Annotated in this window: 11 protein-coding genes; 10 read left to right on the top strand and 1 reads right to left on the bottom strand. The window is 64.9% G+C overall.

The genetic code is table 11. The annotated features are described in order from the left end of the window. The first annotated feature begins 47 nt into the window (after positions 1-47). The 5 genes from pbpC (at position 48) to ACP2YP_RS19705 (ending at position 5,932) form a co-directional block, all read left to right on the top strand. Complete coding sequence (gene pbpC, locus ACP2YP_RS19685; protein ID WP_426418030.1) at positions 48-2,156, top strand: penicillin-binding protein 1C; 2,109 nt, start codon at positions 48-50, stop codon at positions 2,154-2,156. 50 nt (positions 2,157-2,206) lie between these two features. After that, positions 2,207-3,949 carry an ArnT family glycosyltransferase gene (locus ACP2YP_RS19690; RefSeq protein WP_426418031.1) on the top strand — a complete coding sequence of 581 codons (1,743 nt, stop codon included), beginning with the start codon at positions 2,207-2,209 and terminating at the stop codon, positions 3,947-3,949. Between the two features lies 1 nt (position 3,950). Next, complete coding sequence (locus ACP2YP_RS19695) at positions 3,951-4,796, top strand: phosphatase PAP2 family protein (protein WP_426418032.1); 846 nt, start codon at positions 3,951-3,953, stop codon at positions 4,794-4,796. A 66-nt stretch (positions 4,797-4,862) separates the two neighbouring features. Continuing rightward, positions 4,863-5,597: a glycosyltransferase family 2 protein gene (locus ACP2YP_RS19700; protein ID WP_426418033.1), complete on the top strand. Its 735-nt coding sequence runs from the start codon at positions 4,863-4,865 to the stop codon at positions 5,595-5,597. Further along, on the top strand, positions 5,594-5,932 hold the full coding sequence (locus ACP2YP_RS19705; RefSeq protein ID WP_426418034.1) for a lipid-A-disaccharide synthase N-terminal domain-containing protein: 339 nt from the start codon (positions 5,594-5,596) through the stop codon (positions 5,930-5,932). Before ACP2YP_RS19700 ends, ACP2YP_RS19705 begins: the two co-directional genes overlap by 4 nt. Before the next feature lie 69 nt (positions 5,933-6,001). Here ACP2YP_RS19705 and metC read toward each other — a convergent pair whose 3' ends face one another. Beyond that, complete coding sequence (gene metC, locus ACP2YP_RS19710) at positions 6,002-7,186, bottom strand: cystathionine beta-lyase (protein ID WP_426418035.1); 1,185 nt, start codon at positions 7,184-7,186, stop codon at positions 6,002-6,004. Positions 7,187-7,570: 384 nt separating this feature from the next. Here metC and ACP2YP_RS19715 point away from each other — a divergent pair, with 384 nt between their 5' ends. The 5 genes from ACP2YP_RS19715 (at position 7,571) to ACP2YP_RS19735 (ending at position 12,866) form a co-directional block, all read left to right on the top strand. After that, complete coding sequence (locus tag ACP2YP_RS19715; protein ID WP_426418036.1) at positions 7,571-8,587, top strand: amino acid ABC transporter substrate-binding protein; 1,017 nt, start codon at positions 7,571-7,573, stop codon at positions 8,585-8,587. A 27-nt stretch (positions 8,588-8,614) separates the two neighbouring features. Beyond that, entirely contained in the window at positions 8,615-9,820 is a 1,206-nt protein-coding gene (locus ACP2YP_RS19720) for an amino acid ABC transporter permease (RefSeq protein ID WP_426418037.1), read from the top strand. After that, positions 9,817-11,337 carry an amino acid ABC transporter permease gene (locus tag ACP2YP_RS19725; protein ID WP_426418038.1) on the top strand — a complete coding sequence of 507 codons (1,521 nt, stop codon included), beginning with the start codon at positions 9,817-9,819 and terminating at the stop codon, positions 11,335-11,337. Before ACP2YP_RS19720 ends, ACP2YP_RS19725 begins: the two co-directional genes overlap by 4 nt. An 11-nt stretch (positions 11,338-11,348) precedes the next feature. Next, complete coding sequence (locus ACP2YP_RS19730) at positions 11,349-12,089, top strand: amino acid ABC transporter ATP-binding protein (protein ID WP_426418039.1); 741 nt, start codon at positions 11,349-11,351, stop codon at positions 12,087-12,089. 243 nt (positions 12,090-12,332) lie between these two features. Then, positions 12,333-12,866: a DUF805 domain-containing protein gene (locus ACP2YP_RS19735; RefSeq protein ID WP_426418040.1), complete on the top strand. Its 534-nt coding sequence runs from the start codon at positions 12,333-12,335 to the stop codon at positions 12,864-12,866. The last annotated feature ends 17 nt before the right edge of the window (positions 12,867-12,883 follow it).

The raw sequence follows: 12,883 nt of genomic DNA on the forward strand, positions 1-12,883 counted from the left end.
CGGGCTTGTCCCGGGCATCCACGGACTTTGACGCTGCGAGCAAGAACGTGGATGGCCGGGGCAAGCCCGGCCATGACGGAACGAGGGGCAGGGGCCATCGCACCGTCTCGGCCGCCGCACTCACTTTCATCCTCGCCATCATCGGCTTTGTCGGCTGGGTCTATTCGCTCGGTCCGTTGCCGCTCAACGAAGCGCGGCGCGTCTCGACCACCATTGTCGACCGCAACGGAAAACTGCTGCGCGCCTATGCCATGGCCGACGGGCGCTGGCGGCTGCCGGTCGAGACAAAAGCCAATGTCGATCCGACCTATCTCAAGCTACTGTTCGCCTATGAGGACCAGCGCTTCTATGCCCATGACGGCATCGATCCGCTGGCGCTGGGCCGTGCCGCGGTGCAGCTCTCGACGCGTGGGCACATCGTGTCCGGCGGCTCGACCATCTCGATGCAACTTGCCCGGTTGATGGAGCCGCGGCGGCAGCGCTCGCTCTATGCAAAACTGCACCAGATCGTGCGCGCGATCGAGCTGGAGCGGACGCTGAGCAAGGACGAGATCCTCAACCTCTATCTTGCGCTCGCACCCTATGGCGGCAATCTCGAAGGCATCCGCGCCGCCTCCATCGCCTATCTCGGCAAGGAGCCGAAGCGGCTGTCGCTGGCCGAAGCCGCGCTGCTGGTCGCGCTGCCGCAATCGCCGGAGACGCGCCGGCTCGACCGCTATCCCGAGGCCGCGCGTATCGCCCGCGATCGCGTGCTCGACCGCATGGTCGAGGAGCATGTGGTCGGTGTCGACGACGCCAAGCAGGCCAAAACCGTTCCCGTGCCAAAGCTGCGCAAGCCAATGCCGATCCTGGCGCCGCACGCCTCCGACAACGCGCTGGCAACGGTCAAGGACGCGCCGATCATCAAGCTGACGCTGGATTCCAATCTCCAGAGGGTGCTGGAGCCGCTGGCGCGCGACCGCGCGATTGCGTTGGGTCCGAACATCTCGGTCGGCATCATCGTGGTCGACAATGAGAGCGGCGACGTGCTCGCGCGCATCGGTTCGGCCGATTATTTCGACGAGAGCCGGGCAGGGCAGGTCGACATGACCCGCGCCATCCGCTCGCCGGGCTCGACGCTCAAACCGTTCATCTATGGCCTCGCCTTCGAGGACGGTTTTGTGCATCCCGACAGTCTGATCGACGATCGTCCGGTCCGCTTCGGCTCCTACGCACCGGAAAATTTCGACATGACGTTCCAGGGCACGGTGCCGGTGAAGAAGGCGCTGCAGCTGTCGTTGAACGTACCTGCGATCGTGCTGCTCGACCGCGTCGGCTCGAGCCGGCTGGCCTCGCGGCTGCGGCAGGCCGGCGGCAATCTCATTCTGCCCAAGGACGAGGCACCCGGGCTTGCGATGGGCCTCGGCGGCGTCGGCGTGACGCTGCAGGACCTCGCGCAACTCTATGCAGGCTTCGCCCGGCTCGGCACCACCAAGCCGCTGCGCGAGATCATGGCTGATAAGGACGATCGCGAGCCATTGCGGCTGCTGGATCAGGTCGCGGCCTGGCAGGTCGGCAACGTGCTCCTGGGAACTCCGCCGCCGGAGAATGCCGCCCATAACCGTATCGCCTTCAAGACCGGCACCTCCTACGGCTATCGCGACGCCTGGTCGGTCGGGTTCGACGGCCGCATGACCATCGGCGTCTGGGTCGGCCGGCCCGATGGCGCGCCGGTTCCCGGCCTGATCGGCCGCATCGCCGCGGCGCCCATCCTGTTCGATGCCTTCGCGCGGACCGGCAAGACATTGGCCCCGCTGCCGAAGCCGCCCAAGGGAACCCTGGTCGCCAGCAACGCGAAGTTGCCGTTGCCGCTGAAGCGGTTCCGTCCCGTAGGGGAGCTCGTCCGGACCGGCGGCGAGCAGGCGCTCCACATTCAGTTCCCGCTGAACGGGTCCCGGATCGACGTCGATCGCTCAGGCGGAGCCGAGGCGGCCGCCATGCCCGTGAAGGTTGTCGGCGGTGTGTTGCCGATGACTGTCATGGTCAACGGCACCGCGCTCGGTGAGATCGACGGACGGCGCCAGCGCCTGATCGATCCGCCCGGCCCGGGCTTTGCGCGGCTGACCGTGATCGACGCCACTGGCGCCGCAGACACAGTCGTCATTCGAATTCAATGACCTTGCCTTAAGCGGTTGTGGCGATGGCGGTTTCAGCGTAAGCGGAACCAATGGCCGAGACCTACCCAACTCCTCGTTTTGGAGCGCCCCGAGAGCCGAAAACGCCCGTGAATCCGGGCAGCCGGCTCGTGCTGATGCTCGACTTTGTCACCGCGAGCCACGCCCGCGCTGTGGCCTTTCTCCTGCTGTGCGCGCTGCTGCTCTTTCTACCTGGCTTCTTTACGATTCCACCGGTCGACCGCGACGAGGCGCGCTTTGCGCAGGCCACCAAGCAGATGGTCGAGAGCGGCGACTATGTCGACATCCGCTTCCAGGAGGACGTGCGTTACAAAAAACCGGTCGGCATCTACTGGTTGCAATCTGCCGCGGTCGAAGTTGCGACCGCGCTGAAGCTACCGAAGGCCGAACTCAGGATCTGGGTCTACCGGTTGCCGTCGCTGATCGGTGCGATCGGCGCGGTGCTCATGACCTATTGGACGGCGCTCGGCTTCGTCACGCGGCGCGCCGCGGTCCTCGCCGGCCTTCTGATGTGCTCCTCCGTGCTGCTCGGCGTCGAGGCGCGGCTCGCCAAGACCGACGCGATGCTGCTGTTCTGCGTGGTCGCCGCGATGGGGGCGATGGCACGGGCCTATCTGTCCTGGCAGCGCGCCGAGGACGAAACCCATCCGCCCTGGAGCTGGCCCGCGATCTTCTGGACCGCGCTCGCCGTCGGTATCCTGATCAAGGGTCCGCTGATCCTGATGTTCGCAGGCCTGACGATCGTCGCGCTCGCGATCCAGGATCGCGATTCCTCCTGGCTGTGGAAGCTGCGCCCGGTCTGGGGCCTGATGTGGATGCTGGTGCTGGTACTGCCCTGGTTCGTCGCGATCTTCTGGCGCGCGGGCGATGCCTTCTTCGCCGACTCCGTCGGCGGCGACATGCTGAGCAAGATCGGCGCGCAGGAGTCCCATGGCGCGCCGCCCGGACTGTACCTCGCGCTGTTCTGGATCACCTTCTGGCCGGGCGCGCCGCTTGCGGCGATGGCGGCACCTGCGGTGTGGCGGGCGCGGCGCGAGCCCGGTGCGCAATTCCTGCTGGCCTGGCTGGTCCCGTCCTGGATCGTGTTCGAGGCGGTGCTGACCAAGCTGCCGCATTACGTGCTGCCGCTCTATCCCGCGATTGCGATCCTCACCGCCGGCGCGCTGGAGCGGAACGTGCTTTCGCGCTCCTGGCTGGCGCGTGGCTCGGCCTGGTGGTTCGCGATCCCCGTGGGCGGCTCGATCATCGCGGTGGTCGGCGCGGTCATGCTGACGCGGCAGCCGGCCTTCGTGGCGTGGCCGTTCATCGCGGCCTCATTGATCCTCGGCCTGTTCGCCTGGTGGCTCTACGACAACAACCGCGCCGAGCGCTCGCTGCTCAACGCGCTGGTCGCGGCGCTGATGCTCGCCGTCGTGGTCTACGGCATCGTGCTGCCGTCGCTGACGCCGCTGTTTCCGAGCATCGAGGTCGCGCGCGCATTGCGCAACGTGACCTGCGTCGGGCCTAGAGCGGCTTCGGCCGGCTATCACGAGCCGAGCCTCGTGTTCCTGACGGGCACCCAGACGCTGCTGACCGACGGATCGGGTGCCGCCGATTTCCTCAGGCAGGGAAGCTGCCGGTTTGCGCTGATCGAGCAGCGCTCGGAGCGCAGCTTCGTGCAGCGGGCCGAGGCGATCGGGCTGCGCTACAAGGTCGGCGCGCGCATCGACGGCTATAATTTCTCGCAAGGACGCGCGATCTCGATCTCGATCTTCCGCTCCGAAGGCACCGAATAGGATGGCCGTGGCCACGGATATCGCGCCGCGCGCGAGCTATCCCATACAGCTGTTCGCGGTCGCGGGGCATGCGCTGGCGCAGCTCGTGCGCGCACCCTCTCATTCGCGCCGCGCAGCCGCTGCGCGAAAACTGGCGCGGCATTCGCTGTGGCTGAGCGCGGCCGGCGCAGCTCTGGTCATCGTGCTGATGGTCGCGTTCGATCGGACCGAGATCCAGCTGATGCCGGCGCGCGGCACGCCGGCGCTTTGGCCGATCCGCATCCTCACCGATTTCGGCAAGGACGAGAATGTGCTCTCGGTGCTGGGCGTAGCTTTGATTGTCGTGGCGCTTGTTGCGGCCGCGATGCACGGCACACGCCGTGCGCTGCTGCTCGGTTTTGGCACCCGGCTGCAATATCTGTTTCTCTCTGTTGCCCTGTCGGTGTTCGTCGCCGAGATCCTGAAATATCTCATCGGCCGCGGGCGTCCGTTCGTCGGCGGCAAGGCCGATCCGTTCAACTTCATCCCGTTCGAGGGCACGGGGGCTTATACCAGCCTGCCGTCGGCGCATGCGGTGACGGCGTTTGCATTGGCATTTGCGGTCTCGGCGCTCTGGCCGCGCCTGCGCGTGTTCATGTTCACCTACGCAATCGTGATCGTGCTGACGCGCCTGGTGCTGTTGGCGCACCACCCGAGTGACGTCACGGCCGGTGCGCTGGTCGGCATGGTCGGCGCCATGGCGGTCCGCTACTGGTTTGCGGCGCGCCGGCTCGCTTTTGCCATCCGGGCCGACGGCACCATCGTGCCGCTTCGGGGACCGCTTCCCGGGCGCCTCAAAAGGGTTGCCCACGGCCCATCCGCCCCATAAAAGCGGCTGCTTCCCGGGGCTGCCGGTTCCCCAGGGCACAGGCCAATTCCAACCACGAGCTTCGATTTGTCGTCGTCCCAGCCTTCGGTTTCCATCGTCGTCCCCGTGCGCAACGAAGCCGACAACATTGCGCCTTTGATCGAGGAGATCACGGCCGCGCTCGATGGCCGCTGGGCCTATGAGATCATCTATGTCAACGACGGCTCGACCGATGCGACCGGCGAGCGGCTTGCCGCGATCATGGCGCAGCGGGACAATCTGCGGCAGTTGCGTCACGCCAGATCGGGTGGTCAGTCGGCGGCGGTGCGCAGCGGCGTGCGCGCGGCCCGCGGCGCGATCGTGGCGACGCTCGATGGCGATGGCCAGAACAATCCCGCCTTCCTGCCTGACCTGATCGCAGCGGTGCAGAAGGGCGCGAACATCGGGTTGGCCGCGGGACAGCGCGTCGGGCGCAAGGACACCGGCTTCAAGAAATTCCAGTCGCGGGTGGCCAACAAGGTCCGCAACGCGATCCTGCAGGACGGAACCCGCGACACCGGTTGCGGACTGAAGGCATTCCGGCGCGAGGTCTTCCTGACCATGCCCTATTTCGACGGGCTGCATCGTTTCCTGCCGGCGCTGGTTCGCCGCGAAGGTTTTGACATCGCCTATGTCGACGTGATCGACCGGCCGCGCCATTCCGGCGTGTCCAATTACGGCTTCTTCGACCGGCTGTGGATCGGGATCATGGATCTCGCCGGCGTGTGGTGGCTGATCCGCCGCAAGAAGCCCACTCCAGACGTGACCGAGGTAAAGGCATGATCATTCAATTTGGTCAGGCGTTGCACAATTATTTCTACGACGTCTTCGTCGCCAAGTTCGATTTCTGGCTCGCCTTCGGCCTCGTCGCGCAGCTGTTCTTCACCGCGCGCTTCCTGGTGCAGTGGATCGCGAGCGAGCGCGCCGGCAACAGCGTGGTGCCGATGGCGTTCTGGTTCTGCTCGATGGGCGGCGGGCTGATGACGCTGGTCTACGGCGTCGTGAAGCGAGAACCCGTGATCATCCTCGGCCAGGCACTGGCGACGATCATCTATGTCCGCAACATCATGCTGATCATCAAGAACCGCGGCCGGACGTCGAAGACGCTGGACCGCTGATCCCACAGCCGCTGAGACGGCGCTATCGTATTTTCACGCAGATCTGATCATCAAGCGTCGTGCGCAGGCTCACATTGCCGCTTTGAGGGCGGCGAAGCCGCGATCGAGATCGGCCTTGAGATCGTCGGTGCTCTCGAGCCCGATATGGAGTCGCAGCGTCGGGCCGCCCGGCGCCCACTTGGTGGCCGTTCGATAGTCGTTGCAATCGAAGGGAATTGCCAGGCTCTCGAAGCCGCCCCAGGAGAAGCCCATGCCGAACAGCTTGAGTGCGTTGAGCATGGTGTCGACGGCCGTCTGCGGGGCCGGCTTCAGCACGATGCTGAACAGGCCCGAGGCGCCAGTGAAGTCGCGCTTCCAGATGGCGTGGCCCGGGTCGGTCTCGAGTCCCGGATGGAGGACGCGGGCGACTTCGGGGCGGCCAGCGAGCCAGCGTGCCATGTCGAGGCCGGAGCGGTGATGCTGCGCAAGGCGCACCGACAGCGTGCGCAGGCCGCGCAGCGCGAGGAAGACGTCATCAGGGCCGGCGCAGACGCCGAGCAGGCGAATGCCTTCGGTAATCTGCGGCCAGGTCTTGGCATTGGCCGAGATGGTGCCGAACATGATGTCGGAATGGCCGCCGATGTATTTGGTGGCGGCCTGCATGCTGATGTCGACGCCCTGCTCGAGCGAGCGGTGATAGAGCGGCGTCGCCCAGGTGTTGTCGTCGATGACGAGCGCGTCGCGCGCATGTGCGACCTCGGCGATGGCGCGGATATCCGGCATCTCGAACGATTGCGAACCGGGCGCCTCCACCAGCACCGCGCGGGTGTTCGGCTTGAACAGCATCTCGATGGCGGCGCCGATCAGCGGATCGAAATAGGTGGTCTCGATGCCAAGGCGGGCGAGCATGCCGTTGCAGAAATTGCGCGTGGGCCGGTAGACGTTGTCGCAGACCAGGATGTGGTCGCCGGTCTTCAAGACCGAGAGCAGGGTGGTCGAGATCGCCGACAGGCCCGATGGCACGATGCCGACGCCGGCGCATTGCGGCCCCTCCAGTGCCATCAGCGTTTCCTGGAACGCCCGGGTCGTCGGGGTGCCGTGGCGGCCATAGGTGAACTCGCCGCGATGGGCGTGCAGGTCCTCGGCGGTCGGATAGAGCACGGTCGAGCCGTGGAACACGGGCGGATTGACGAACCCCTTCTGCGCCTTGGTGTCGCGGCCGGAGGTGACCAGCCGGGTGTCGGCGTGTTGCTGTGCGGGGTGCGAGGAATCCATGCGTCTGCTTTCAAAAAGCGTTTCCGCCGGGCGCGGATCGCGCGGTCGGGGCGGCCTGATGGCCGCTGACGTTAATAACAGAACACAGAAGAGTCCCGTCAACCCCTTGACCCGGCTCGCCAGTCGTTCTGTGATGCGCAGGTGCTATTCAGTCGCCGCATGTTGAGGGGCCTGCCGCGACCTTCGATCCATCGTCTGACCGGACCTTGCGCCACAGCCATAAGTGCGGGCGCCTGCGGCGAGGATTAAGGTATGGCCTCCCAGGATGGGCGAGTGTCCGGCAAGGTTTTCCAGCATGACTCTTGCAAGGCAAGTTTTTGTAGGATTTGCCCTGGCAGAGACACCGTCCCTGACCTTGAGATGACTTTGAAAGGCTTGAAGCCCATGAAACGCGTAACCCTGGCTCTCTCTCTTGCTCTCGCCGCCGGCCTCTCTGCCCAGGCCGCCGATGCGCAAACGCTCAAGACCGTCAAGGACCGGGGCATGCTGTCCTGCGGCGTCAGCCAGGGCCTGCCCGGCTTCTCCTCGCCCGACGACAAGGGCAACTGGACCGGCCTCGACGTCGACGTCTGCCGTGCGCTTGCGGCTGCGATCTTCAACGATCCGACCAAAGTCAAATTCGTACCGACCTCGGCCAAGGACCGCTTTACCGCACTCCAATCCGGCGAGATCGACCTGCTCTCGCGCAACACCACCTGGACCCTCTCGCGCGACACCTCGCTCGGCGCCAACTTTACCGGCGTGACCTATTATGACGGGCAGGGCTTCATGGTGAAGAAGTCGCTCAAGGTGAATTCCGCGCTGGAACTGAACAGCGCCTCGGTCTGCGTGCAGACGGGCACCACCACCGAGCAGAACCTCGCCGACTACTTCAAGGCCAACAACATGAAGTACGAGGTGATCGCGTTCGGCACCAACGACGAGACCGTCAAGGCCTATGAAGCCGGGCGCTGCGACGTCTTCACCACCGACCAGTCGGGCCTCTACGCCAACCGCCTGAAGCTCGCCAATCCCAACGACCACATGGTTCTGCCGGAGATCATCTCGAAGGAGCCGCTCGGACCGATGGTGCGCCACGGCGACGACCAGTGGTTCGACCTCGTGAAATGGACGCTGTTCGCCATGATTACCGCCGAAGAGCTCGGCGTGACCTCGAAGAATGTCGACGAGAAGGCCAAGATGGAGAATCCGGAGCTGAAGCGCGTGCTCGGCACCGACGGCAATTTCGGCGAACAGCTCGGCGTGACCAAGGATTGGGTGATCCGGATCGTGAAGGCCGTCGGCAATTACGGCGAGGTGTTCGATCGCAATGTCGGCGCCGGCTCGCCGCTCGCCATCAACCGTGGTCTCAACAATCTCTGGAATAAGGGTGGTCTCCAGTACGCGCCGCCGATCCGCTGATCCCACCCGATCAGCCGGCATACGGCAATGAGCACCGAAGCTCGTAAACCGCCACTCCAGATCGCGCTGAAGATCAGGCGCCTTCTGGGTGGCAAGGCAGGCTGGAACGGCGTCGCCGTCCAGTTTGCCTTCGCAGCGGTGCTCGCCTGGATCGCCTACGAGATCATCTCGAATGCCCGCGCCAATCTGGAAAACCAGCACATTGCCGCCGGCTTCGGCTTCCTCAGCAACAATGCCGGCTTCGACGTCAACCAGACCCTGATCTCCTATACCGGCTCCGACACGTTCCTGCGGGTGTTCGTGGTCGGGCTCTTGAACACGCTCGTCGTCTCAGTGGTGGGCATCGTGTTCGCCACAGTGATCGGCTTCATCGTCGCGCTGTGCCGGCTATCGCCGAACTGGCTGGTGTCGCGCGTCGGCGAAATCTATGTCGAGATCATCCGCAACCTGCCGCTGCTGTTCCAGATCCTGTTCTGGTACCTGGCGGTGCTGGCGGCGCTGCCCAATCCGCGGCAGAGCATCTCGTTTCTCGGCATCGCCTTCATCAGCAATCGTGGTCTCGTCATTCCGAGCCCCATCGGCCAGCCCGGATTGTTGCCGTTCATGGCCATGCTTGCTCTCGGCATCATCGCCTCGCTGGGGCTGCGCTCCTACGCGCGACGCGCCCTGTTCCAGGCTGGCCGGGTAATCCGCATCTGGCCTTACGTGCTCAGCTTCCTGTTCGGTCTGCCGCTCGTCACGATGCTGGTGTTTGGTCTGCCGTTCACGGTCGAGCTGCCGCAGCTCAAGGGGTTCAACTTCGCCGGCGGCGCGCGCGTCATCCCGGAGTTCGTGGCACTGACGCTGGCACTGTCGACCTATACGGCAGCCTTCATCGCCGAGATCGTGCGCGCCGGCATCCTGTCGGTCCACAAGGGGCAGATGGAGGCGGGAGCCTCGCTGGGCCTGAGCCGCGGCTCCACGCTGCGGCTGATCGTGGTGCCGCAGGCGATGCGGGTGATCGTGCCGCCGCTGACCAACCAGTACCTCAACCTCACCAAGAATTCCTCGCTCGCGGTCGCGATCGGCTATCCTGACCTGGTGTCGGTTTGGGCCGGCACGTCGCTGAGCCAGACCGGGCAGGCGATCGAGATCATCACGATGACGATGGGCGTCTACCTCCTGATCTCGCTGATCACCAGCGGCGTGATGAGCATCTACGGTTGGCGCCTGAATCGGAGTCTCGGCGCATGAGCGACATCACTGCGTCGTCCTTCGTCCGTCAGGATCTGGTCGCCGAGCGTCCCGCGCCGGTCAACACCACCGGCTTTGTCGGCCTGCTGCGCACCCGGCTGTTCAATTCGCCGACCAATATCCTGCTCACGATCGTCGGCGCCTTGCTGCTCTGGTTCACGATCATTCCGTCCGTCAGATTCCTGATCGTCGATGCGGTCTGGAACGGCAAGGACCGCGGCGCCTGCCTGGCCGAGAACGCCGGATTCGCCGTCGGCGCCTGCTGGCCCTATATCCAGGCCAAGCTGCCGCAGCTGATCTACGGCTTCTATCCCGAAGCCGAGCGCTGGCGGGTCAACCTCGCGCTGATCCTGGCGGCAGCGCTGCTGCTGCCGCTGCTGATTCCACGCCTGCCGGCCAAGGGCCTCAACGCCAGCCTGTTCTTCTTCGCCTTTCCGGTCGTGGCGTTCTTCCTGCTGCATGGCGGCGGCATCAGCGGCTTCGGTCTGAGCTGGACTGCCGGCCTGCTGGAATTGTTCGACGACAGCATCGTCAGCGCCGGGCAGGTCCTGCTCAACCTGAGCAAGACATCGGTGATCGCGCCGCTGCTGTGGGTCGTCGGCAGCCTCATCATGCTGGCCGGCACCGCGATCCACTGGCTGATCTTCCCGCTGACCTGGCTGCGCGACCAATTGCAGGGCAGCGGCCAGTCGGTCTGGGTCGATTTTGCCATCACGACGGCGTTCGTCTCGCTGATCGCCTTCGTCCTCGGCGGCGGCATGCGCACGGGGTGGCGCGCGCTCGCGTCGAGCATCGCCACCTTCGTCGCCATCGCGATCGTCATCAAGCTGATGGGGCTCGACCATGGCGGCTTGCCGATCGTCGCGACCAATCTCTGGGGCGGGCTGCTGGTGACACTGGTGGTCTCCGTAACAGGCATCGTCACCTCGCTGCCGATCGGCATTGCGCTGGCACTCGGCCGGCGCGCCTCGATCCCCCTGATCCGGGTCTTCTCGATCGCCTTCATCGAGTTCTGGCGCGGCGTGCCGCTGATCACCGTGCTGTTCTTCGCCACCTACATGCTGCCGCTATTCCTGCCGGGCAATTTCACAGTCGACGGCCTCGTGCGCGCACTGATTGGCATTGCGCTGTTCACGGGCGCCTACCAGGCCGAGAACGTCCGCGGCGGCCTTGCTGCGATCCCGCGTGGGCAAAACGAGGCGGCGGCGGCGCTGGGGCTGTCGTGGTGGAAAACGACGTCGCTGATCGTGCTGCCGCAGGCGCTGCGCCACGTCATTCCGAACCTCGTCAACAGCTTCATCTCGCTGTTCAAGGACACCTCGCTGGTCTCGATCGTGGCGCTATTCGACTTGCTGGGCTCGCTGCGGGCGTCGTTCTCGGATCCGAAATGGTCGACACCGTCGACCGCGTTCACGGGTTTCGCCTTCGCCGGCATCATCTACTTCATCTTCTGCTTTGGAATGTCGCGCTACTCGCTGTTCGTCGAGCGACGCCTCAACGTCCACCGCCGCAATTGATCGAGGCCACCATGTCCGCAGATCCCATCGTCAGCATTTCCGGCCTCAACAAATGGTACGGCGAGTTTCACGTGCTGCGCGACATCGACCTCGAGGTCAACAAGGGCGAGCGGATCGTGATCTGCGGGCCCTCGGGCTCGGGCAAGTCGACGCTGATCCGCTGCATCAATGCGCTCGAGGAATTCCAGGAAGGTGAGATCGTCGTCGACGGCATCGAGCTCGGCCCGAACCTCAAGCATGTCGACGCGGTGCGCCGCGAAGTCGGCATGGTGTTCCAGAGCTTCAATCTGTTCCCGCATCTGACGGTGCTGGACAATTGCACGCTGGCGCCGATCTGGGTCCGCAACATGCCCAAGAAGGATGCCGAGGAGACCGCGATGAAATTTCTGGAGCGGGTCAAGATCCCGCACCAGGCCAACAAGTTTCCCGGGCAAATGTCCGGCGGCCAGCAGCAGCGCGTCGCGATCGCGCGCGCGTTGACCATGAATCCCAAGGTGATGCTGTTCGACGAGCCGACCTCGGCGCTCGACCCCGAAATGGTCAAGGAGGTCCTCGACACCATGGTCGACCTCGCCAAGGAAGGCATGACCATGCTGGTCGTGACCCACGAAATGGGCTTTGCCCGTGAGGTCGCCAACCGCGTGGTGTTCATGGACGCCGGCCAGATCATCGAGGCCAACACCCCGAACGAGTTCTTCGCCACGCCCCAGCACGCCCGCACAAAACTGTTCCTGAGCCAGATCCTGCGTTGATTTTGTAGATTTCGTAGGGTGGGCAAAGGCGCCCTTGCGCCGTGCCCACCATCTTCGGCGATTTGCGGGCGAACTGGTGGGCACGCTGCGCTTTGCCCACCGTACGGCACCGCGGCAAGCGCCCACGCTTAAAATTTTACGCAATTCCATCGCTGGCCGAAAACCATGCGGCTTGCGACGCCCCGCCGCTTCACGCGTCTGAAAGCTCTTTCTGCGCATAAGGCGCCAAAAGGGGTGCGTCAAATGCTCGGTTTCGTGTTCGGCCTCAATGCCCGTCTCGGGCGCCTGCATTTCTTCCTGGCCTCGATCGCGCTGGCGATCGTGATGACCGCGATCTGCTTTGCGATCGCGATGGCCGTGCTGCGCACGACATCGCCGAGCATGATCCGTCCGGAGGATATCACCCGAAACTGGGGCATCATTGCTGCGATGGTGTTCTTCGGCGTTGCGACCTTCACGCTGCAATCGATGCGCATCCGCGACATCGGCTGGGATCCGGTTTGCGTGATCCCGGCCTGGATCGCGCTCATGATCGTCGACCACGTGGTGGCGGGCCGGTTTCCGGCCTGGGCAATCGGCCAGGAGCATCAGGGCACGATGGTCGGCGGGCTGGTCAATCTCGCTCTGCTGCTGGCGCTCACCTTCTGGCCGAGCGCCGAGAGCGAGGCTTACACAAATCCGTTCGAGCCGCCCGCGCGCGCAGTCAGCAAGCCGTCGACATCGGACCAGCGCCTTGCGCGCGTGTCGCAAGGCGCGGCGCGTCCGACCTGGAGTTGAGAGCTGAGAGCCTGGAG

The organism is Bradyrhizobium genosp. A (genome assembly GCF_049949275.1).
GTDB lineage: Bacteria > Pseudomonadota > Alphaproteobacteria > Rhizobiales > Xanthobacteraceae > Bradyrhizobium.

Coding starts and splice junctions, on each gene's coding strand:
- ACP2YP_RS19690 (WP_426418031.1), top strand. CDS start 2,207: ATGGCCGAGACCTACCCAACTCCTCGTTTTGGAGCGCCCCGAGAGCCG.
- ACP2YP_RS19695 (WP_426418032.1), top strand. CDS start 3,951: ATGGCCGTGGCCACGGATATCGCGCCGCGCGCGAGCTATCCCATACAG.
- ACP2YP_RS19705 (WP_426418034.1), top strand. CDS start 5,594: ATGATCATTCAATTTGGTCAGGCGTTGCACAATTATTTCTACGACGTC.
- metC (WP_426418035.1), bottom strand. CDS start 7,186: ATGGATTCCTCGCACCCCGCACAGCAACACGCCGACACCCGGCTGGTC.
- ACP2YP_RS19715 (WP_426418036.1), top strand. CDS start 7,571: ATGAAACGCGTAACCCTGGCTCTCTCTCTTGCTCTCGCCGCCGGCCTC.
- ACP2YP_RS19720 (WP_426418037.1), top strand. CDS start 8,615: ATGAGCACCGAAGCTCGTAAACCGCCACTCCAGATCGCGCTGAAGATC.
- ACP2YP_RS19725 (WP_426418038.1), top strand. CDS start 9,817: ATGAGCGACATCACTGCGTCGTCCTTCGTCCGTCAGGATCTGGTCGCC.
- ACP2YP_RS19730 (WP_426418039.1), top strand. CDS start 11,349: ATGTCCGCAGATCCCATCGTCAGCATTTCCGGCCTCAACAAATGGTAC.
- ACP2YP_RS19735 (WP_426418040.1), top strand. CDS start 12,333: ATGCTCGGTTTCGTGTTCGGCCTCAATGCCCGTCTCGGGCGCCTGCAT.